Origin of the sequence: Sinomonas notoginsengisoli (assembly GCF_021554725.1) — a bacterium.
Lineage (GTDB): Bacteria > Actinomycetota > Actinomycetes > Actinomycetales > Micrococcaceae > Sinomonas > Sinomonas notoginsengisoli.
In genome coordinates, this window is record NZ_JAIZDP010000001.1 from 847,945 (window position 1) to 868,466 (window position 20,522).

General features: G+C 69.5%; 19 protein-coding genes. 5 read left to right on the forward strand and 14 right to left on the reverse strand.

The genetic code is table 11. The features are described from left to right. The first annotated feature begins 105 nt into the window (after positions 1–105). On the forward strand, positions 106–993 hold the full coding sequence (locus LF262_RS03935; protein WP_235778936.1) for a cytochrome c oxidase assembly protein: 888 nt from the start codon (positions 106–108) through the stop codon (positions 991–993). A gap of 47 nt (positions 994–1,040) precedes the next feature. Here the strand turns inward: LF262_RS03935 and LF262_RS03940 are convergent, their stop codons facing one another. From LF262_RS03940 to mnmA, 7 genes are all read right to left on the reverse strand, one after another. Beyond that, positions 1,041–2,057 (reverse strand): uroporphyrinogen decarboxylase/cobalamine-independent methonine synthase family protein, encoded by a 1,017-nt coding sequence (locus tag LF262_RS03940; RefSeq protein WP_235778937.1) that lies wholly within the window; start codon positions 2,055–2,057, stop codon positions 1,041–1,043. Then, positions 2,054–2,500 carry a chorismate mutase gene (locus LF262_RS03945; RefSeq protein ID WP_235778938.1) on the reverse strand — a complete coding sequence of 149 codons (447 nt, stop codon included), beginning with the start codon at positions 2,498–2,500 and terminating at the stop codon, positions 2,054–2,056. The genes LF262_RS03940 and LF262_RS03945 overlap by 4 nt, the downstream gene beginning before the upstream one ends. A 77-nt stretch (positions 2,501–2,577) precedes the next feature. Beyond that, complete coding sequence (locus LF262_RS03950) at positions 2,578–4,299, reverse strand: dipeptide ABC transporter ATP-binding protein (RefSeq protein WP_235778939.1); 1,722 nt, start codon at positions 4,297–4,299, stop codon at positions 2,578–2,580. Then, positions 4,296–5,315, reverse strand: coding sequence for an ABC transporter permease (locus LF262_RS03955; protein WP_235778940.1), 1,020 nt, complete (start codon positions 5,313–5,315; stop codon positions 4,296–4,298). Before LF262_RS03955 ends, LF262_RS03950 begins: the two co-directional genes overlap by 4 nt. 1 nt (position 5,316) lies before the next feature. Beyond that, positions 5,317–6,399 (reverse strand): ABC transporter permease, encoded by a 1,083-nt coding sequence (locus LF262_RS03960; protein WP_235778941.1) that lies wholly within the window; start codon positions 6,397–6,399, stop codon positions 5,317–5,319. 76 nt (positions 6,400–6,475) lie between these two features. Then, entirely contained in the window at positions 6,476–8,107 is a 1,632-nt protein-coding gene (locus tag LF262_RS03965; RefSeq protein WP_235778942.1) for an ABC transporter substrate-binding protein, read from the reverse strand. A 205-nt stretch (positions 8,108–8,312) separates the two neighbouring features. Then, positions 8,313–9,443 (reverse strand): tRNA 2-thiouridine(34) synthase MnmA, encoded by a 1,131-nt coding sequence (gene mnmA, locus LF262_RS03970; protein ID WP_235778943.1) that lies wholly within the window; start codon positions 9,441–9,443, stop codon positions 8,313–8,315. A gap of 109 nt (positions 9,444–9,552) precedes the next feature. Here mnmA and LF262_RS03975 point away from each other — a divergent pair, with 109 nt between their 5' ends. After that, on the forward strand, positions 9,553–10,803 hold the full coding sequence (locus LF262_RS03975) for an NAD(P)/FAD-dependent oxidoreductase (RefSeq protein WP_235778944.1): 1,251 nt from the start codon (positions 9,553–9,555) through the stop codon (positions 10,801–10,803). Between the two features lie 9 nt (positions 10,804–10,812). Here LF262_RS03975 and LF262_RS03980 read toward each other — a convergent pair whose 3' ends face one another. Together LF262_RS03980 and LF262_RS03985 are read right to left on the reverse strand one after the other, a co-directional pair. Further along, a complete protein-coding gene (locus tag LF262_RS03980) occupies positions 10,813–12,066 on the reverse strand; it encodes a cysteine desulfurase family protein (RefSeq protein ID WP_235778945.1) in 1,254 nt (417 codons plus the stop codon). Positions 12,067–12,107: 41 nt separating this feature from the next. Then, a complete protein-coding gene (locus LF262_RS03985; RefSeq protein ID WP_235778946.1) occupies positions 12,108–12,794 on the reverse strand; it encodes a helix-turn-helix transcriptional regulator in 687 nt (228 codons plus the stop codon). Between the two features lie 91 nt (positions 12,795–12,885). Between LF262_RS03985 and LF262_RS03990 the strand changes: the two genes are divergently transcribed. Further along, positions 12,886–13,326 (forward strand): hypothetical protein, encoded by a 441-nt coding sequence (locus LF262_RS03990; RefSeq protein WP_235778947.1) that lies wholly within the window; start codon positions 12,886–12,888, stop codon positions 13,324–13,326. Positions 13,327–13,332: 6 nt separating this feature from the next. On the opposite strand, the gene LF262_RS03995 is transcribed toward LF262_RS03990, so the two are convergent. Continuing rightward, positions 13,333–14,265 carry a diacylglycerol/lipid kinase family protein gene (locus LF262_RS03995; RefSeq protein ID WP_235778948.1) on the reverse strand — a complete coding sequence of 311 codons (933 nt, stop codon included), beginning with the start codon at positions 14,263–14,265 and terminating at the stop codon, positions 13,333–13,335. A 72-nt stretch (positions 14,266–14,337) separates the two neighbouring features. Here LF262_RS03995 and LF262_RS04000 point away from each other — a divergent pair, with 72 nt between their 5' ends. Next, positions 14,338–15,294, forward strand: coding sequence for a J domain-containing protein (locus tag LF262_RS04000; protein WP_235778949.1), 957 nt, complete (start codon positions 14,338–14,340; stop codon positions 15,292–15,294). A 53-nt stretch (positions 15,295–15,347) separates the two neighbouring features. Next, complete coding sequence (locus LF262_RS04005; RefSeq protein WP_235778950.1) at positions 15,348–15,815, forward strand: tRNA (cytidine(34)-2'-O)-methyltransferase; 468 nt, start codon at positions 15,348–15,350, stop codon at positions 15,813–15,815. Positions 15,816–15,822: 7 nt separating this feature from the next. Here the strand turns inward: LF262_RS04005 and LF262_RS04010 are convergent, their stop codons facing one another. The 4 genes from LF262_RS04010 to LF262_RS04025 all read right to left on the reverse strand — a co-directional run bounded on the left by LF262_RS04010 (position 15,823) and on the right by LF262_RS04025 (position 20,353). Beyond that, complete coding sequence (locus tag LF262_RS04010; RefSeq protein ID WP_235778951.1) at positions 15,823–16,605, reverse strand: PIG-L deacetylase family protein; 783 nt, start codon at positions 16,603–16,605, stop codon at positions 15,823–15,825. Further along, on the reverse strand, positions 16,605–17,576 hold the full coding sequence (locus LF262_RS04015) for an electron transfer flavoprotein subunit alpha/FixB family protein (RefSeq protein ID WP_235778952.1): 972 nt from the start codon (positions 17,574–17,576) through the stop codon (positions 16,605–16,607). The genes LF262_RS04010 and LF262_RS04015 overlap by 1 nt, the downstream gene beginning before the upstream one ends. A gap of 12 nt (positions 17,577–17,588) precedes the next feature. Beyond that, positions 17,589–18,389 (reverse strand): electron transfer flavoprotein subunit beta/FixA family protein, encoded by an 801-nt coding sequence (locus LF262_RS04020; protein ID WP_235778953.1) that lies wholly within the window; start codon positions 18,387–18,389, stop codon positions 17,589–17,591. A gap of 293 nt (positions 18,390–18,682) precedes the next feature. Continuing rightward, positions 18,683–20,353, reverse strand: a complete 1,671-nt coding sequence (locus tag LF262_RS04025) for a S1C family serine protease (protein WP_235778954.1) — start codon at positions 20,351–20,353, stop codon at positions 18,683–18,685. Positions 20,354–20,522 lie beyond the last annotated feature (169 nt).

Genomic DNA, 20,522 nt, shown 5'->3' on the forward strand with positions numbered 1-20,522 from the left:
GCGCGCCGAGCGGGTCCGGGCCCCGCGCCCGGAGTGCCTTTGGCCCATTCTAGTGGGCGGGCGGCTTCCAGCCGGATCCCAGCCTCGGCGGCTATGCTCCCGCGCGTGCCGCCGCTCTCCACCGTGTTCACCTCAGCCTCCCTCGATCCAGCCGCACTCGTGCTCGCAGTCGCAGCTGCGGCGCTGTATGGAGTCGGACTGGCACGGGCCCGTCGCCGAGGGGTGCGCTGGCCGGTCTGGCGCGTGCTGTGCTTCTACGTGCTCGGCCTGGCGCCGTATCTGGTCCTCGCCTGCGGGTTCACCGGGGCCTACGGGTCCTCGCTGCGCTGGGCGTTCACCCTCAAGATCGCGCTCATGTTCTTCGTCGTGCCGCTCCTCGCAGGGCTCGGGCGCCCGCTAGGGCTCGCCCGGGCTGCGCTTGCGGACGCGGGGCGCGACCGTATCGAGAGGGTCATGGCGAGCCGCCCGATGAAGGTCCTGGGGAACGCTTTCGTGGCGCCGATCGTGGGCCTGATCCTGTTCGGCACGTTCCTCACGCCCCTGTTCGCCTCCTACCGGGCCGACCCGCTCCCGAGCGGCGCGCTGGGCGTTGCGGCGCCCCTCATTGGGCTCGTGCTCGCCCTGCCGCTGACCGAGGCCGAATCCTTCGAACGCTCGAGCGCCTTCATCGTGCTCGAATTCGTCTATGTGTTCATCGAACTGCTTGCCGACGCAGTTCCGGGAATCTTCATGAGGCTTTCCGCCACGGTGCTCGACGGTGTCACGGCATGGGCGCCCGGTTCGCCGTCGTGGTTTCCTTCTCCCCTGCGTGACCAGCAGCTCGCGGGAGACCTGCTGTGGTTCATCGCCGAGGCGGTGGACATCCCGGTGATCATCCTGATGTTCGTGCGCTTCTCGCGCAGCGACCGCCGCGAGGCCCAGTCCTATGACGAGCTCAGTGACGAGGAGATGGACGCCCTCGCTGAACAGCACCTGCGGCGGCGACGAGACTGAACCTCAGCACTGCGGGGCGAGTCCCGGGCCAACGGTGCCAGAGCGCGTCAGCCGAGGGCGATCTGGTTCACAGCATCGGCGAGCTTCACCGTCCGGGCGAGGCAGGCCGTCGCTGCAACCGGAGTGAGCGTCGCGAGGCTGCCTGCAGGAGCCAGCCGTACGGCGTCGAGCGCGTCGACAGGGAGGCCAAGCTGTCGCCAGGGCCGTACCACGCGCTCAGCGAGCTCCCCCGTGCCGGGGCGCGGGCCGGCGTCGTGCGGGAGGGCGCCGAGCCAGAGGCGCGCCCCAGCTTCCACCGCCCCCGCGAGGCCCTCCCACTGGGGCACCGTCAGGTCAGCGAGGGGCAGCGACACCCCGTCCGCGCCCGCCGCCAGGACCCGCCCGATCGGCGCCTCCCACGCGGGCAGGTTCACGACGACCGTCTCGGCCCCTGCAGCGCGGAGCGACTCGGTGACCCTGCCCCAGGCTGAACGGGCCTCCCCACCCGGAACCGACCGCAGCGTGCGGTAGCCGCTCGCCGTGGGCAGGAGCCCGCCCAGCACGCGGGCCGCCTCGGGTTCGTCGAGCTGGACGGTGAGCCGGGTGCCCGGAACCGCCCGGGCCACCCGGTCGAGGAAGGGCACGACGCCGTCGGCCAGCGACTGCGCGACGTCTCGCCGTGCGCCGTGGTCGGCGAGGACGCGCTCGCCAGAGGGCAGATAGGCGCCGGCCATGAGGCTCAGCGGCCCGAGGATGCGCACCTGCAGCTCCTCCGCGCTGTGCTCCTCTCCGCCGACGACATCCGCCAGGACGTTGAGATCGGTCGACAGGGCGGATTCCGCGCGCGCTGCGTCACGTCCCGGGTGCGGCACTAGGCGCCACCCGTGCGGCTGGACATCGGCGTGCAGGCCGAGCAGGAGGGAGGCCGTGCGGCCGATCGGGTCCGAACCCACGCCCCGCTCGGGGAGCTCGGCGAGGACTGGCAGGTGCGGGGTCCCGAGTTCGCCTCGGATCGCCTTCGTGGCTTCGAGGGGATCCGTGCCAGGCCAGTCCCCCAGGGCCGTCGCGGTGACCTGGCCGGTCACGCGCCCGCGTCCGAGTGCGCCTGCCCGGTGGAGCGCTGCCCGACGGTTCCCTGTCCATGGTCCTCGGCAATGGCCTGATGGTGGCGGATGACCTCGCTGATGATGAAGTTCAGGAACTTCTCGGCAAACGCCGGATCGAGCTGGGCCTCCTCTGCGAGGCGCCGGAGCCGGGCGATCTGGGCCGCCTCGCGGTCAGGGTCCGCGGGCGGCAGGTGGTGTTTCGCCTTCAGGAATCCCACGCGCTGGGTGACCTTGAAGCGCTCCGCGAGAAGGTAGACGAGGGTCGCGTCGAAGTTGTCGATGCTCGAGCGGATCGAGAGCAGCTCCGCCATGACCGACGGGTCCACGTGGCCCGTGAGTGAGCTGGCGCTCGGGTCATACTCCTCCGCTGAGTGGGGATGGGGCGTCTCGGCAGCGGGGTCGGGGCGGTGCGGCTCGGTCATGGGATTCAGTCTATTGGCAGCAGCCTGGCCCCTTGCCGCGTTGCCGCGACAAGGGGCCAGTTCCCTGCGACCCGGTGTCAGTCGCCGAGGAGTGCCCGGTGCGCCTTGCGCCGCTCCGCCTGTTCGACGGGGTCTGGAACCGGCAGGGATGCGATGAGCCGCTTGGTGTAGTCGTGCTCGGGCGAACCCATCACCCGACTACCGACGCCCTGTTCGACGAGCCTGCCCTTGTAGAGGACGCCCACCCAGTGGCTGAGCTGGTCGACGACCGCGAGATCGTGGCTGATGAACAGCGCAGCGAAGCCCAGCTCGGCCTGGATGTCGCGGAACAGCTCCAGCACCTTCGCCTGGACGGAGACATCGAGGGCGGATGTCGGCTCGTCCGCGACGAGCAGCTTCGGCTCGAGCGCGAGCGCCCTCGCGAGCGAGGCGCGCTGACGCTGGCCGCCCGAGAGCTCGTGCGGGTACCGCGCGGCGTACGAGGCCGGGAGCTGAACCGACTCCAGCAGCTCGCCGACGCGACGCCGCACCTGCACCGCGCCGAGATCCATATGGACCGCGAGCGGCTCGGCGACGCACTCCCCGATCGTGAGCTGGGGGTTGAATGACGCTGCCGGGTCCTGGAAGACGAACCCAATGTCCTTGCGGACTGGCCGGAATTCCCGCTCCCGGAAGCCGACCATCTCGTGCCCGAGCACCTGCAGGCTTCCGCCGGTGGCCCGGCTGAGGCCAACGATCGCGCGGCCGATTGTCGTCTTGCCCGAGCCGGACTCTCCGACCAGGCCGAAAACCTCGCCGGCGGAGACGGTGAACGAGACATCCTGCACCGCGCGGAACGGCGGCGTGCCGAGACGCCCGGGATAGGTGATGTCCAGCCGATCGGCCCGCACGAGCACCTCGGCATCCTGATGCAGTCGCTCCACCGCGCCTTGGGAGGCCGAGTGGCGCCCGAGGTGTGGCACGGCGTCGAGCAGCCTGCGGGTGTAGTCCTCGCGTGGAGACGCGAAGAGGGTGCGCACCGGCGCTTCCTCGACCACCTCGCCGTCGTACATGACGACCACGCGGTCAGCGAGGTCCGCCACCACGCCCATGTTGTGGGTGATGAGCACGATCGATGTTCCGTACAGGTCCCGCAGATCACGCAGGAGCTCGAGGATTTCTGCCTGGACCGTGACGTCGAGCGCCGTCGTCGGCTCGTCGGCAACGATCAGCTCTGGGTCCAGGGCAAGCGCCGCGGCGATGACCACGCGCTGCTTCTGCCCACCCGAGAACTGGTGCGGATAGTAGTCCACGCGTTCGTCCGGGTCCGGGATCCCCACCTTGCGCAGCGCCTCGACCGCCCGCTCCTTGGCCTCCTTGCGGCTAATCCTCCGGCCGCGTCGGCCGTCTGCGTCGTCGCGGGCGCGGTGCGCCCGGATCCCCTCCGCGATCTGCCAGCCCACGGTGAAGACCGGGTTGAGGGCCGTGGACGGCTCCTGGAACACCATCGCAACATCCCGGCCGCGCAGCTCGCGCAGCTTGGACGCGCTGAGCGAGACGACGTTGTGGCCGTTGATCACCACCGCGCCGGAGCTCGTCGCCGTTTCCGGCAGGAGGCCCAGGATGGTCTTGGCCGTGACGGTCTTGCCGGACCCGGACTCGCCGACGATCGCGAGGACCTCCCCGGCGCGGACGTCGAGGCTCACCCCCCGGACGGCACGCACGGGTCCTGCATCGGTGGCGAACGTGACTTCGAGGTCCTCGATGTCCAGGACGGGGCTCGACGGCGCGGCCGATGCTGCGCCGAGATCCTCGCTCACGCGGCACCTCCTTCGGTGTGGGTGACGGATGTGCCGACCGGGGCGCTCGACGGCCTCGGGCGCTTCTTCTTGCCTCGTGTGCGGATGCGCGCGTCACCGAGGTCATTGATGCTCTCGCCCACGAGGGTGAGCCCGAGGACCGTCAGGACGATCGCGAGGCCCGGGAACAGTCCCGTCCACCAGATTCCCGCAGTCACGTCGCTCAGGGCCTGCTTGAGGTCGAAGCCCCACTCGGCCGCGCCCGTGGGCTCGATGCCGAAGCCGAGGAATCCGAGGGCCGCGAGGGTCAGGATGGCCTCGGAGGCGTTGAGCGTGAAGATGAGCGGGATGCTTCTGGTCGCGTTCCGGTAGATGTGCCGGGCCATGACACGCCAGGTCGAGGCGCCGATGACCTTGGCCGATTCCACGAAGGGCTCGGCCTTGAGGCGTATGGCCTCGGCGCGGACCACGCGGAAGTACTGGGGGATGAACACCACGGTGACCGCGAAGGCCGCTGCCAGGATGCCGCCCCACAGGCTGGACTGGCCGCGGGAGATCACGATCGACATCACGATCGCGACCAGCAGTGAGGGGAAGGCATACACTGCGTCCGCAATGACCACGAGAATCCGGTCGAGCCAGCCTCCGACGTACCCCGAGACAAGGCCGAGCGCGACGCCCACGAAGATCGAGAAGGCCACCGCGACGACGATGACGAGGATCGCGGTCTGGGCCCCCCAGACCACTCGAGAGAAGACGTCGTAGCCGCCCACTGTGGTGCCCCAGATGTGGGCCGCGCTCGGTGGATCCTGGGCGGGGAAGTTGCCCGCGGCATCCGAGAGCTGGGAGTAGCCGTACGGTGCGACGAGCGGGGCGAGGACCGCGAGCACCACGAAGACCAGGGTCAGCGCGAGGCCCGAGAGGAGCATGGTCCGCTGGACGCCAACGCTCACCGCCACATGGGAGACAACCGGGAGCCGCCGCCAGAGGGGTTCCTTCCGCTCGATCTCCGGCAGCGCCTGTGCCTGTGCGCTCATGTCAGTACCTCACCCTCGGGTCGATGAGGGCCGCGATGACGTCCACGATGAAGTTCGTGACAGCCACGATGACCGCGAGGAGCATGACGATGCCCTGAACTGCGACGAAGTCGCGGGCTCCGAGGTACTGGGCCAGCTGGAACCCGAGCCCTTTCCACTCGAACGTGGTTTCCGTCAGGACGGCGCCCGCGAGAAGGAGTGCGATCTGCATGCCCATGACCGTGATGATCGGAATGAGGGCGGGCTTGTACGCGTGCCGGGTCACGAGCCGGAACTCGCTCACTCCCCTGGATCGGCCCGCCATGACGTAGTCCTTGCCCAGCGTGCCGATGAGATTGGTGCGCACGAGCCTGAGGAAGACGCCCGCTGTGAGGAAGCCCAGTGCGATCGCGGGCAGGACGGCATGGGACATCACATCGCTGAAGGCTGCCATGTTGCCGCTGCGGAGGGCGTCGAGCCAGTAGATGCCCGAGGGTGCCGCGAGCTGGTTCATTGCAAGCTCCGTGGTGGTCGACGCCCGGCCCGCCACGGGGGTCCACCCCAGCCATACGGCGAACACGAGCTTGAGCAGGAGGCCCGCGAAGAACACGGGCGTCGCGTAGAAGAGGATCGCGAGGACACGCAGCACGGCGTCGGAGGACTTGTCCCGCTGTTGCGCGGCGATCATCCCGAGGGGGATGCCGACGATGAACGCGACGACGAGCGCGTTGACTGCGAGCTCGAGCGTCGCGGAGCCGAAGGTGGTGATCATCTCTGTGACTGAGCGGTTGTCCGAGATGGTCCGGCCGAAGTTGCCGGTGAAGACCTGGCCGAGGTACTCGAAGTACTGCACGAGGAGGGGCCGGTCGTAGCCCGCGTCGTGGATCCGAGCCTCGAGCTGCTCCGCGGGGAGCCGTCCCCCGAGGGCTGCCGTGATGGGGTCTCCGGTGATGCGCATGAGGAAGAACACCACGGTCACGAGGATCAGGATGGTGGGGATGATGAGGAGGAAGCGGATCAGCAGGTAGGTGCCGAGGCCACCCCCCTTGGCCTTGGCGGCCGGCGTTGAGGCGGCTTCTGGTGGCGCCTCGGTGAATGCTGTCATGGGGTACTCCTGACCACGCCTCGGCGGCGGGACGCCTGCGCGCCCCGCCGCCGGACGGTGTGCTGTTCCGTTCGGGTTACTTGCTCAGGACGCCGAGGCGGAACTTGAACGACGGGTCGAGCGTCGAGTCGACGCCCTTCACCGACGTCCCGGCCACGGCGACCTGGGCGCCCTGGAGCAGCGGAATGGTCGAAAGGTCCTTGGCCACAGCCTCCTGGATCTGGCCGAGCTGCTGACCCCGTGCGGACTTGTCCGGATTCGTGGCCTCCTTGGAGATGAGGTCCTGGACGGTCGCGTTGTCGTAGTGGTTCTTTAGGAAGGTGTTCTTCGAGAAGAACGGCGTCAGGTAGTTGTCCGGATCGGAGAAGTCCGGGAACCAGCCGAGCTGGTACATCGGGTACACGTCCTTGGTGCGGTCCTTGGCATAGGTGACCCACTCGGTGGACTGGAGGTTGACCTTGAAGAGGCCACCCGCCTCGAGCTGCTGCTTCACGAGCGCATACTCATCACCCGAGGACTTCCCGTAGTGGTCCGGGTTGTACTGGAGGTTGAGCGTGAGCGGCGTCGTGACGCCGGCATCGGAGAGAGCCTTCTTGGCCTTGTCCGAGGCTGGCTTGCCGTTCCCGTCGCCGTACATTGACTTCAGCGGCGTGGTGGCCCCGAGGAACCCGTCCGGAATGTAGGAGTACAGCGGGGTGTAGGTGCCCTTGTACACCTGAGTGGCGATGGCCTCGCGGTCCACGAGATCTGCCATGGCCTGGCGCACGGCAAGCGCCTTGGCCGGACTGGCCTCTGGCGTCTTGGCGCCGAACGGCATCGTGTCGAAGTTGAAGACGATGTAGCGGATCTCGCCGCCCGGGCCCTTGTGGACCTTCACCTTGGAGTCCTTCGAGAGGTTGTCCACATCGGTCGCGGTGAGCGAACGCCATGCGACATCAATGCTGCCCTGCTGCACCTCGAGCTTGAGGTTGTTCGAATCCGAGAAGTACTTGAGGTTCACGGTGTCCGTGGCCGGCTTGCCGAGGAGGCCCTTGTAGTCGGGATTGGCCTTGAAGGACACGAGCTGGTTCTTCTGGTAGGAGGAGACCGTGTACGGGCCGGCGAAGGCCTTCTTGGCGACGATGTCCTCGTCATTCATGACCTTGTCCGCGGGGAACACGTTGTGGTCGACAATCGGGCCGACTGGGCCTGTGAGGACCTGGGGGAAGGTCTGGTCGTTCCCATGCTTGAGGTGGAACACGACAGTGGTCGGGTCCTTGGCCTCGACGCTGTCGAGGTTCTCGAGGAGCGAGGCCGGGCCGTTCGGATCGTTGATCTTGACCTGGCGGTCGAACGTGAACTTCACATCCGCGGAGTCCAGCGTGTCGCCGTTGGCCCACTTGAGTCCGCTCTTGAGCTTGACGGTGTACTCGGTCGGTGCGGTGAACGACGCCGAGTCGGCGATGTCCGGCTGCGGCTCGGCGCTTCCGGGCTTCGAGTTGAGGAGGAACGGGTAGATCTGGTTCATGACCAGGAATGACCCGTTGTCGTAGGAGCCGGCGGGGTCGAGGAAGGTGACCTTGTCCGTCGTTCCGACGGTGATCGGCCCGCTTGACGCGCTGCTGCCCGAGGATGTGCCGCCCGAGGGGCCGGTGCACGCCGTGAGCGCGAGCAGGGAGGCGCCGGCGAGCGCGATGGCGCTCCGCACGGCATGTGTGGTCTTAGACATCAATGGCCTTCTCTAGTCGAGTCCTGGCCGTGCCCTCCCCAGAAGGCACGCGTGGGCGTGACCCAGGGCACAGTCCTGATGGCCATGATTCAACCACTGTTCAGGCGACATGAAGCACTTCTTTGAGTCATCGAGACCAAACGGTGACCTTCGGCTCGAGAACGCCGACCGACCGCAATGCCACGAGGTCGGCGCTTTGGCCAGACTAGGCCACGCCAGCGCTGCGCTCGAGGGAGCGCGCGGCGTCGATCGTCGCCTGCCCGAGGACGCGCGTCCCTTGGTACAGCACCACGGTCTGCCCCGGTGCGACCCCGCGGAGCGGCGTCTCAAGCGTGACGATGAGGACGGCGTCGTGCGCCTCCCCCACGAGCCGGGCCCGGGCGGGCACCGGATCGCCGTGGGCGCGCACCTGGGCCGTGCACTCGAACTCCTCGCCGCGACCAGCCTGGACGGGCGGCAGCCCGGCCCAGGAGACGCGGATCCCGCGGATCTCCGCGACCGCCAGGAGCCGCTCTGGCCCCACGACGACTGTGTTGTCCTTGGGCCGGACCTCGAGGACGAACCGCGGCCTTCCGTCCGGCGCGGGCTGTCCCAGATGGAGGCCCCTGCGCTGGCCGACGGTGAACGCGTTCGCGCCCTCGTGCTCGCCTACCTTGGCCCCCTGCTCGTCCACGATGTCCCCCGGGGCCATCTCGATCTGCTCGGCGAGCCAGCCTCGGGTATTGCCGTCGGAGATGAAGCAGATGTCGTGGCTGTCCGGCTTCTTCGCCACGGACAGGCCTCGGCGCGCGGCCTCGGCGCGGACCTCGGCCTTGCTGGGGGTGTCCGCGAGTGGGAACAGGCAGTGCCCGAGCTGCTCCACGGTGAGCACGCCGAGCACGTAGGACTGGTCCTTCGCCCAGTCGGCAGCCCGGTGCAGCTCGGGGTTGCCATGGGCGTCGCGGACTATTTTCGCGTAGTGTCCCGTGCACACCGCGTCGAAGCCGAGCGCCAGCGCCTTCTCGAGGAGGGCGGCGAACTTGATGCGCTCGTTGCAGCGCATGCACGGGTTCGGGGTGCGGCCGGCGGCGTACTCGGCGACGAAGTCGTCCACCACATCGGCCTTGAAGCGCTCGGAGAAGTCCCAGACGTAGAACGGGATGCCCAGCTTGTCGCAGGCCCGCCAGGCATCGTTGGAGTCCTCGATCGTGCAGCATCCGCGCGAGCCCGTGCGCAGCGTGCCGGGCATGCGGTTGAGCGCGAGGTGGACGCCGACGACGTCGTGCCCCGCCTCGACGGCGCGGGCGGCGGCGACCGCCGAATCCACTCCCCCACTCATGGCTGCCAGAACTCGCACCGGTCTATTCTAGCGTCGAGCGGTGCCGGGGAGGTCCCGGGCCGGGGCGGCGCGTGGGGCCCGGCAGGCGGGATGTGCGTGGCGCAGGGAACAGCCGTTGGGAGGCACAGTGAATCAGTCGATTCTCATCGCCGGAGGCGGCCTGGCCGCCGGTACCGCCGCGAAGACCCTGAGGCAGGAGGGCTTCGACGGGCCCATCCGGATCATCGGAGCTGAGCGCCGCCCCCCGTACCTGCGGCCGCCGCTTTCCAAGGAGTTCCTGAAGGGCACCGGTGACGAGGCAGACCTCGAGGTCAACCCTGCCGGCTGGTATGACGCGCACAACGTGGAGCTGCTCCTCGGCGAGCGTGCCGCACAGATCATCCCGGCGTCGCACATGCTCCGCCTGGAGAACGACGCGCTCCTTCCGTACTCGAAGCTGCTCATCGCCACGGGGGCCCAGCCGCGGGCCCTCGACCTGCCGGGGGCCCAGCTCGGGGGCGTGCACTCGCTGCGCCGCTTCGAGGACTCCCTCGCGCTGCGCACCGAACTCTCGGGGGGAGGGCGCCGCGTGGTAGTCGTGGGCACCGGTTGGATCGGTTTCGAGGTCGCCGCTGCGGCCCGCGAGTACGGCAACGAGGTGACGGTGCTCGGACGTCACACGACCGTGCTGCGCCAGCTCGAGCCAGCGCTCGCCGATGTGTTCCGTCGCGCCCTCGAGGCAGAGGGCGTCTCATTCCGGCTCGGCGTGCATCCCGTCGAGTTCGCGGCCGGCGGGGACGGCGAGGCCCTCTCGGGGGTGGCCCTCAACACGGCCGAGCGGCTGCCTGCGGACCTTGTCCTCGTGGCCGTCGGCGTCGAGCCGGACGTCACACTGGCCGAGGAAGCCCGCATCGCGGTCCGCAATGGGATCGTCACGGACGCATCCCTCCGCACGAGCACTGAGGACGTGTTCGCCGCCGGGGACGTGGCGAGCTCCCTCCAGCCGTTCACGGGACAGCATGTGCGCAGCGAGCACTGGTCCAATGCCCTCAATGGCGGAAAGGTCGCGGCCAAGGCGATGCTCGGGGCGGATTCCCAGCTGGACCTCGCCCCGTACTTCTACACGGACCAGGCGGGGCTGAGCATGGAGTACTCCGGCTACTGGCAGCTCGTCCACCGCGCCCAGCTCGTGCTGCGCGGATCGATCGACACCCTCGAGGCCGCGAAGGAGGGATTTGTGGCCCTCTGGGTGCGTGACGGTGCCCTCGTGGGCGGGATGAACGTGAACCTGTCCAGGCAGCAGAAGGCCATCAAGGCGCTGATCGCCTCGCGCGCCCAAGTAGACCCGGCGCGCCTGGCCGATCCGTCACTGCCGCTCGCGGAGCTCGCCGGAGTCTGAGCGCGCCCGTCAGGGGCGACGGGCTGCGCTCGCGGTCTCGATGCGGCTCGCGTGTCCCGCCATCCCCGCCGCACGGGCCTGCGAGACAGCGGGCCCGATCGCCGCGACCAGCGCGTCCACATCCGCCTCTGTGGAGTTCCACCCGAGGCTGAACCGCTGCGAGCCTCGCGCCTCATCCTCGGTGCGCCCCATCGCGAGCAGCACGTGCGAGGGCCGCGGGACGCCTGCCGTGCACGCCGATCCGGTTGAGGTGGCGATCCCGGCCATGTCCAGCAGGAAAAGGAGGGAATCGCCCTCGCAGCCCGGGAAGGTCACGTGTGCGATCCCGGGGAGCCGCTGTGGTGCCTCGGCGCTGGCACTCCCACCCGGGACGCTCTTCCCGAGCGGGGGGCCGCTCACGACGGCGCCCGGCACCTCGCGCTCGATCCCCGCCAGGAGCCTGTCCCTCAGCCCGGCGAGACGGTTCGCTTCCTCGGGAAGGTGCGCAACGGCGTCGTGCGCCGCGACAGCGAAGGCCGCGGCACCGGCGGCGTCGAGTGTCCCCGAGCGGAGGCCCCGCTGCTGGCCACCTCCGTGGAGGACGGGCACTGGCGCTGTGTCCCGGCGCGCCACGAACGCTCCGATTCCCACTGGGGCACCGATCTTGTGCCCGCTCACCGCCATGGTGGCAAGGCCCGAGGATGCGAAGTCCACGGGAAGGTGCCCGAACGCCTGGACCGCGTCGGAATGGACGGGGATGCCGTGCTCCGCCGCGATCTCGGCTGCCTCGCGGACGGGCTGGACGGTGCCGACCTCGTTGTTGGCCCACATGAGCGCCACAAGGGCCACAGACTCCGGGCCGCGTGCGATCTCGGCGCGCAGGGCGTCTACGCTCGTCACTCCAGCCGCGTCGCAGGGGAGCCAGACGGGCTCGGCTCCCTCGTGCTTCTCGAGCCACTCGACCGTGTCGCCGACCGCGTGGTGCTCAATGCCCGAGCACAGGATGCGTGTGCGCCGAGGGTCCTCACCGTGGCGGGACCAGAACAGGCCCTTCACGGCCAGGTTGTCCGCCTCGGTGCCGCCGGAGGTGAAGATGACTTCGGTGGGGTGCGCGCCGAGGGACGCGGCGAGCGACTCGCGCGCATCCTCGAGGACGCGGCGTGCCGCCTGCCCTGCGGCGTGGAGCGAGGACGGGTTGCCGCCGCGCGCAATCTGAGCGGTGTAGGCCGCGAGCGCGGCGGGCGTCACGGGAGTCGTGGCGGCGTGGTCGAGGTAGACAGGCACGCTTCTACTGTAGGCGCGGGCCGTGGCCGCTGGGCGGGGAGTCAGGGATCGCGGGGCACGATCCGGGCGCAGCACGCATGCCGTCCGTCGCTGGTGTCCACGGGTTCGAGGCAGTGCCCGGAGTCCCCACAGCCCGCGAGGGCACCGGCCAGGAAGGACCCGTTGAGGCTGCACACCACGCCGCGGTGTCCACGGGAGAGCCTGTGGAACGGGCAGTTTCCGAGCTCGATGGTGCCGTCTTCGCCCGCGACGGGCTCGTAGCCGGTCGCTTCGAGGACGCTCTCGATGCTCCCGTACTCCGCCCCTAGGGCCTGCCCTCGTTCGTGCCCGACCGCGGCAAGCGCCTCGGACATGGGCGCACTGCGCGCGATGGAGCGTTCGGCGGCGGCCGCGAGCAGCTCGCCCGCAAGCTCGTACGAGCGGTCGGGGACCGCGGCGAGGACTTCCTCGACCACGGCCTCGTAGAACTTGGACGGCCTGCCTGAGCCTGGGCCGCGGCGCGATGTGGGCTTGGAGAACGTGGCGGCCAGCACGCCGTCGTCGACGAGGCGGTCGAGGTGGGCGGCGGCTGCAGCGCGGGAGATGCCCGCGGCGTCGGCGGCCTCGTCGCGTCCGACCGGACGACCTGCATCGCGGACGTACAGGTAGAGGGCACGGCGCCGGTCCTCGTCCAGTGATGCAAGGGCACCGAGGCGCGCGCGCCAGGTGGGTGCTGGAACCGCGGGCATGCATCCACTGTACATCCAAAACTGCGTTCCATTGTTTTAGAACGCAAAGGCTTCTAAAATCGAAGACGTCCGCTTTGGAAGGAGAAAACCCATGTCAGCCACATCAGCCTCGCACCACGGCCGGGTCCGCGCCTCTGTCGGTGCACGTCCGGGCATCAGGGCCATCGCCCCCGCCGACCAGGCGTACTACATGCTCCGGACCCTCTATATCGTCGCGCCGATCCTGTTCGGCCTCGACAAGTTCTTCAACATCCTCACCTACTGGCCCAACTACCTCGCTCCGCTCGCAACGGCAGTCGTCCCGATCAGTGCCCAGGCGTTCATGTTCATCGTGGGAGTCGTCGAGATCGTCGCCGGTCTCGTCGTCGCATGGAGGCCCCGGTGGGGCTCGCTCGTCGTGGCCCTCTGGCTCCTCGGAATCATCGTCAACCTGCTCGTCCTCGGGCACGGCTTCGACGTCGCGCTGCGTGACTTCGGCCTGCTCGTGGGTGCGCTCGCACTCAACCGCCTCGCCTCACGCCGAACAGCCTGAGCGGGCTCACTCCCCGAGGCGGTGCTCACTCCCGAGGGCTGAGAGGACAGCAAGGGCGTGGGGGGCGACGCTGATGGTCACCGGGCCCTCGGTGATGCGCTCCCCGTCCGCGTAGACCACCACGCCAGGGCCCCTGAGCGTCACGCTCCGGACCGTGCTGAGCTCGACGGCGCGATGGCCCACATGGGCTCCCCGGAACACCTTCGGGAACACGCCCAGGAACGCCGGGACGGACAGCGGCCGGACCACGAAGAGGTCCAGCAGGCCGTCGTCCGCCCGGGCGTCCGGGGCCACGCGCATGCCCCCGCCCAGGGAAGGGCCATTCGCCACCGAGACGAGCATGGCCCGCTGCAGGCGTTCGTGGCCGTCCACCGTGAGCTCGAACGGGATGGGCCGAAACGACACGAGCTCCCGGAGAACGGCGAGCGTGTAGCGCGACTTCCCCCGCGGCCAGCGCCACGCATTCGCACGCTCATTGACCCGCGAGTCGAACCCCGCCGACGCCACGGCCACGTAGTGCCGCTGGCCGCCGGCCCACTCAATAAGGCCCAGGTCAATCCGGCGCGGGCCGGACGCGAGGGCGTCGAGCAGGGTCGCGACAGCATCGGCCACGGAGTCCAGCGGAATCCCGAGGAGGCGCGCGGCGTCGTTACCCGTCCCCGCGGGAACTACCCCCAGCGGAACGCCCGTGCCGGCGAGGACATTCGCCACGAGGTTCACGGCTCCGTCACCGCCCACGGCCACCACTGCATCTGAGGCCGGCAGCGCGCCAGCCACCGCGGCGGCGAGCTCCGAGGCCGTGTCCCGGCGCAGCTCGACCACTGCGGCGCCGCGGGAGACCAGGAGCGCGGCAGCCTCGCGCGCCCTTCGTTCGCCGAGCCCCGCGTTCGCGGTGGGGTTCACGGCGAGGGTGAGCCTGGGCGCGTTCGCTGGCGACATGGGCAGGATTATTGCAGGCCAAGGCCCCGGGGACCGCGTTGAAGGGCCAACAGGCGACCCTACGATGGACCTATGCCCGGCCATGTCCCATCCCACTATGAGGTGCTTGGCGTGCCCATCACCGCGAGCGAGGCCGAAATCAAGCGCGCGTACCGCCGGGCCGCACGCGCCCACCACCCTGACCAGGGCGGAGATGTGGGCGAGTTCCACAGGGTCACGCTCGCCTACGAGGTCCTCTCCCATTCTGCCTCCCGCGCAGCCTACGACCGCAGCTACTTCTCGTCCGCGCCCCAGCGGGAGGCGCCCTACGCGGCGGGAGCCGGGACCCCGCCGTCGTCCGCCCCTGGCCGCGCGACGCCTGGCCGCGGCTTCACCGCCCGGCCCGCCGGCGGTTCGCCCGGGACACGCAACCCCGCCGCCGAGCCGGCCGTGTACGTCCCACCGTTCGCCCAGGGCACCCCGCCGCTCATCCCCGCCGACGTTGCCGCACAGGCCGAGCATGGTGTGCCGAGGCGGCGGGGCCTGTTCGGGGCCGACGCCAGAATCCAGCGGGAGGAGCGTACCGCGGCCCTCATCCGGCGCCGCGTCCTGACGGCGATCCCTTCGGCGCGGCTCATGAACGGGCTCCGCTCCCCGGTGGGCTCCTCGTACATCGCCCATGCCGTCCTGGCCGGATACCGCCTCGCGCTCGTGGACTCGATGCTCGTCCCCCGCGGGAACTACGCGTGGGACGGCACACATCTTCTCCACGGCGGCCGGCTGGTGGCGCCGCCCCGGCTCGCCGAGCAGGTGCGGCACTTCCAGAACGTGTTCCCCGAGCTGAACGTGCACGGCTACGTGCTCGTCCAGACCCCGGACCCGAATCTCCATGAGCCCGTCATCGATGTCCGCAGGGGCGTTGCCGGTCCGTTGGAACCGCTCAACGCCGCCAAGTTCCTGCGCGAGCTCACCTTCTTCCTCGCGTCAGGGCCTCAGCCCAACGTCGTCTTCGTGCCCGCGCTCGCGCGGCTCCTGACGGGGCTCCACTAGGCGGACTCCACCAGGCCGACGGACGGCACCAGGGCGCGCCTAGGATGGAGGGCGTGTTCCGCATCCTCTTCTACACCCCCGAGATCCCGGGCAACACGGGCAACGCCATCCGCCTCTCGGCCGTGACCGGCTCCCAGCTGCACCTCGTCGAGCCTCTCGGCTTCAACTTCGAGGACGCGAACCTGCGCCGTGCGGGCCTCGACTACCACGACCTCGCACACGTGACCGTGCACCCCACGCTCGACGACGCGTTCGCGGCGCTGCTGCCCGCCCGCGTGTTCGCCTTCACCTCCCACGGCGAAACGCCGTTCGCCGAGGTGGCCTACGAGCCCAGCGACGTCCTGTTCTTCGGCCCCGAATCGGTGGGCCTTCCAGAGCACGTGCTCGCAGATCCCCGGGTCACGGCGCGACTGCGCCTGCCCATGCTGCCCTCGCGGCGCTCGCTGAACCTCGCCAACTCCGCCTCCATCGCGGTCTACGAGGCATGGCGACAGAACGGCTACGCCGGCGCGCAGCTCTGAACGCCGCTCAGAAGCCCGCGATCGTCTTCGGATTGTTGACCGAGACGACGTGGAACTCCTCCGCCGACGCCCCAGCGGCCAGCGCGCCGTCGTGTGCCGAGGCCTGCATTCGAGAGCGTACTGACTCCTCCATCGCGGCGACATCGGGGTGCTGGCTGATGTGCACCTGCAGCGCGGCGATCTTGGTGTCCACGAAGCCGGTCACGTCCGAGTAGTGGTTGGTGCGCTCCTGTGGCCCCGCGTAGAGCCACAGCCACGGGAGCCGGTACGCGTCGAGTCCGGCGTCCGCCAGCTCCCGGTACGCGTACGGGTTCTCCACAGCCGGGTACATCGCCCGGGTCACCGCCTCGCCGCACGCGAGATGGTCCGGGTGCGACTTCTGCAGGCGGTCCCAGTTCCGTTCCGGGTGCATGGCCAGCACGACGTCGGGACGCACCCGCCGCACGAGCTCGACGACGTCGCGCATCACCTCGTGCGTGGGCTCAAGGTACCCGTCGCCGTAGCCGAGGAAGTGCACCTCCTTGACCCCCACCAGGGCCGCCGCACTGCGCTGCTCCTCGTGCCGCATCTGAACGATTTTGGCACGGTGCTCGGAATCGAAGCCGCCGGCGTCGCCGTCGGTCATGATGCAGTAGTGCACCTCGACGCCTTCTGCAGCCCACGCCGCAACCGTCCCGGACACCCCGAAGTCGAGGTCGTCGGGGTGGGCACCGAACGCGACAACCCGGTCCACCCTGTGGCGGGACGGATCGAAGGGACTCCCGTTCTCCGCAGCGTTCCCTGCCGCCATCAGCCCCGGCGCCGCTTGATCTCAGCCGTGGCCTGCGGGAGTACCTCGAAGAGGTTGCCGACCACGCCGAAATCCGCGATTTCGAAGATCGGCGACTCGGGATCAGCGTTGACCGCGACGATGACCTTGGCGGTCTGCATTCCGGCCTTCTGCTGGATCGCACCGGAGATGCCCGCCGAGACGTAGAGCTGCGGCGAGACCGTCTTGCCGGTCTGGCCGACCTGGAGGTCGTGGCTCACCCATCCGGCATCGGCGGCCGCGCGCGAGGCACCGACCGCACCGCCGAGGGCATCGGCGAGCTCCTCGATCGGACCGAAGTCGCCGTCGGTGCCCCGCCCGCCGGCGACCACGACGCGGGCCTCGCTCAGCTCGGGCCGTCCGGAGGCAGGCTTGACGGTTCGGCCGGTGATGCGTGCGGCGTGGGCCAGAGCGGACTCTGGCACCGCGATCGGGGTCACGGCAGCGGTACCTGCGGCGCTTGCCGCCGTCCCGTCGACGCTGTTCGCCTTGAGCGTCCAGATCGCGATCTCGCTCGTGGCGCGGGCGCGGACCTCATACGAGCCTGCGAGCACGGACTTGTGCACCGTGCCGTCAGCCTCGAGGCCTACGACATCGGTCACCACTCCCGCGCCGAGCCGCACTCCGAGGCGGGCCGCAGTCTCCTTGCCGTCCGCGGAGTTCTCGAGCAGGACGACGCCGAACGGCCCGCTCGCCGAGGAGGCGGTGGCGACGACCTCGCTGAGCCATGCCGCCGTCGGCCCCACAAGATAGCCGGAAAGGTCTGCGCCCTCGGGCACGTACACCGTCTCGACGCCGTTCTCGGCAAGCTGTGCGCGGACCTCGTCCGTGACGGGTGCCGTTGCGGCGACGGACACCGGGCCGAGCACACGGCCAGCCGTGAGGAGGTCGCGTTCGGACTTCTTGAGGGAATCCCCGACGCCGTCGAGGACCACCAGGACGTTCTCAGCCATGTCTTCTCTCCCTCAGATGAGCTTCTGCGCGGCCAGGAAGTCGACGAGCTTGACGCCGGCGTCGCCCTCGTCGGTGATGATGGTGCCAGCGGCGCGGGCGGGGCGGGGCTGCGCCGACTCGACCGTGGTGAGCGAGCCTGCGGAACCCACCTGGGCGGGGTCGAGCCCGAGATCAGCCAGGGAAAGGGTGGCGACCTTCTTCTTCTTGGCCGCGAGGATGCCCTTGAAGTTGGGGTAGCGCGGCTCGTTGGCCTGGTCCGTCACGGACACGAGTACAGGCAGGTCCGCCTCAACAGTCTCGGACACGCCCTCGCCGTCCCGCTGGATCCTCACCGTGGTACCCGAGACGTCAAGGGACGAGGCGAACGTGAGCTGGGGCAGGCCGAGGCGCTCGGCAAGCTGGGCAGGCACGAGCGAGGTCTCGCCGTCGGTCGAGGCCATGCCCGTCATGACGACATCGACGTCGCCGAGGCTGCGGATCGCCGCGGCGAGCGCGAGCGAGGTCGCGCCGGCGTCTGATCCCAAGAGCGCCTCGTCCGTCAGGTGCACGCCCGAGCTCGCGCCGATCTGCAGCGCCTTCTTGAGGGCGTTGGCCGCATCCGGGCCCCCCATGGTCAGGGCGATGACCTCGTTGCCGCCCTTGTCTCCGCCGCGGGCATCGGTGAGCTGCAGCGCCGCCTCGAGGGCGTATTCGTCCAGCTCGGAGAGGATGCTCTCCGAACGGTCGAGGGTGCGGTCGTCGCCGATGTGACGGTCGAATTGCGCATCAGGAACGTGCTTGACCAGCACGACGATCTTGAGGGAGTCTCCCACAGTCCATGGCCTTCCATGCTCGCGTACGTGCCACGGGCGTGGTCCGCCCGTGGCAGGTGCCGCCCGGTCTGGCAGGCAGGCCTTCGCGGCCCGCGGCGTGTAGGCCGGGCACGCCTAGCTAACCACACGCTACGCCGCAAACGCCTCCCCCTTTCGACAGAGTGTGTCCTCGCGCTCTCCCTGCCTGTGGTGGGAACGTGCGACGGCGCGCCCCGGCTGGGTGTCGGAACGCGCCGTCGTGCGTGGTTCGGGGAGGACATTGCCTGGCCCTCAGGCCTCCGTCAAGCCAGCGGTCAGGGAGCCGCGCCGACCGTCACGTCGACATCCTGAGACTGCCCGTTGCGCACGACTGTCGCCTTGACGGTTCTGCCGGGCGCCTGCTCGCGCACGGCTGCCGTGAGCTCCGACGCGTCCCCGATGCTGCGACCGGCGAACTGCGTGATGACATCTCCCTGGCGGATGCCCGCCTTCTCGGCGGCCGAGCCGGAGGTGACCGAGGCGACCTGGGCCCCATTGGAGAACGAGGAGTCGGTGCCGTTGGCCGGATGGGACTGCACGGACACGCCGAGCTGTCCGTGGGATGCCTTGCCGTTGGCGATGATCTCGTTGGCGATCCGGTGCGCGTAGTTGGCGGGGATGCTGAACCCGACGCCGATGTTCCCGGACGTCGAGCTCGAGGAGCCCTGGCCTTGGCCTGTCGAGGCGATCGCGACGTTGATGCCGATGAGCTCGCCCTTGCTGTTGACCAGGGCGCCGCCCGAGTTGCCGGGGTTGATGGCCGCGTCAGTCTGGACGACGTTGAGGCTCACCGTACTCTGCGCGGCCTGCCGCTGGGCCTGGCCGCCGCCGGGAGGGGCGAACTGGAAGCCCTGGCCACCGTTGTCCTGGGAGTTGTCACCGCCCTTCGGCGCCGCCGAAGAGGCCACGGAGATGGTCCGATTGAGGGTCGAGACGATGCCGTCGGTCACTGTATTCTCGAGGCCCAGCGGAGCGCCGATCGCCACGGCGATGTCGCCCACGTTGAGCTTCCCCGAGTCGCCGAAGGAGACAGGGGTCAGGTTCGCGCCGTCGACCTTGACCACCGCGAGGTCGCTGAGCGGATCCGTTCCGACCACCTTGGCCTTGTAGACCGCACCGTTGTTGGCGCGGACCTCGACCGTCGGGTTGGCGACCTGGCCGTCAAGGGTCACGACGTGCGTGTTGGTGAGGATGTGGCCCTGGTCATCGAGGACCACGCCAGAGCCTGTGCCCGAAGAGTTCCCTGAGGTCACGCCGATGGTGACGACGCTCGGGGCAGCTTTCGCAGCGGCAGCAGTCACGGCGTTGACGCTGTCCTGGTTGTTGACGATGACTGGGCTGGAGTTCTGCGCCTGGGATGACGTGGTCATCGCATGCGGAGCCCACACGCTCGCGGTCCCGGCTGCGACGCCGCCCCCAACGAGCCCCGCCACGAGCATGCCGCCCACCAGCACGCCCGTCCCCCAGCGGCGGTTCTGGCCGGTTCGCTGCGAGCCGGGGCCCTGCGGTTGCGGACGGAAGAACGAGGAGCCCTGGGAGTCGTGAGGGGACTGCTGGCCGTACGGGGGCTGGCCGTACGGGGCATGGGGGGCCTGCTGCGGCGACTGCTGTCCATACTGCTGGGGACCCTGCTGCCCGTACTGCGGCGCACGCTGACCGTACTGGGGACCCTGCGGTGCATGGGGCGGCGCCTGCTGGCCGTACTGGTCCTGGCCGTACCGGCCGTACTGCGACTCCGAGGGGCTGCCGGCCTGCGCATTCTGGCCATAGTGCGGGATCGGCTCTGTCGGCTGCGGTGGGGTCTGGCCGGGATGTGGCGGCCGGGCAGTCGACGCTACGGTCGGCGGCTGGACCGCTGGGCCGCCCTGACCATCGGACGCGCCCTGCTCACGGGGGTCGGGTGCGCCCGGGCCGGGCTGTGCCGGACGGGGATCGCTCTCGTTCATCAGTGGTGTCCTTTCCCTGAACTCCTTCCACTATCGTCCCTCAAGCTGTGCTGGACGCTTCTGTTCTCTGGAAGCTTGCTGGGAGTCCGCCGAAAGAGAGATGTTTCACCCCCAGCGCATTTCACGGCGGTGCACCGCCCCGACGCCGCCCCTAGAATCAAGGTACGTG

What these genes read in the sequence shown, in the direction of transcription:
- LF262_RS03945 (WP_235778938.1), bottom strand. Translation starts at nt 2,500, where the DNA reads ATGACCGAGCCGCACCGCCCCGACCCCGCTGCCGAGACGCCCCATCCC.
- LF262_RS03955 (WP_235778940.1), bottom strand. Translation starts at nt 5,315, where the DNA reads ATGAGCGCACAGGCACAGGCGCTGCCGGAGATCGAGCGGAAGGAACCC.
- LF262_RS03960 (WP_235778941.1), bottom strand. Translation starts at nt 6,399, where the DNA reads ATGACAGCATTCACCGAGGCGCCACCAGAAGCCGCCTCAACGCCGGCC.
- LF262_RS03965 (WP_235778942.1), bottom strand. Translation starts at nt 8,107, where the DNA reads ATGTCTAAGACCACACATGCCGTGCGGAGCGCCATCGCGCTCGCCGGC.
- LF262_RS03985 (WP_235778946.1), bottom strand. Translation starts at nt 12,794, where the DNA reads ATGCCCGCGGTTCCAGCACCCACCTGGCGCGCGCGCCTCGGTGCCCTT.
- LF262_RS03990 (WP_235778947.1), top strand. Translation starts at nt 12,886, where the DNA reads ATGTCAGCCACATCAGCCTCGCACCACGGCCGGGTCCGCGCCTCTGTC.
- LF262_RS03995 (WP_235778948.1), bottom strand. Translation starts at nt 14,265, where the DNA reads ATGTCGCCAGCGAACGCGCCCAGGCTCACCCTCGCCGTGAACCCCACC.
- LF262_RS04000 (WP_235778949.1), top strand. Translation starts at nt 14,338, where the DNA reads ATGCCCGGCCATGTCCCATCCCACTATGAGGTGCTTGGCGTGCCCATC.
- LF262_RS04010 (WP_235778951.1), bottom strand. Translation starts at nt 16,605, where the DNA reads ATGGCGGCAGGGAACGCTGCGGAGAACGGGAGTCCCTTCGATCCGTCC.
- LF262_RS04015 (WP_235778952.1), bottom strand. Translation starts at nt 17,576, where the DNA reads ATGGCTGAGAACGTCCTGGTGGTCCTCGACGGCGTCGGGGATTCCCTC.
- LF262_RS04025 (WP_235778954.1), bottom strand. Translation starts at nt 20,353, where the DNA reads ATGAACGAGAGCGATCCCCGTCCGGCACAGCCCGGCCCGGGCGCACCC.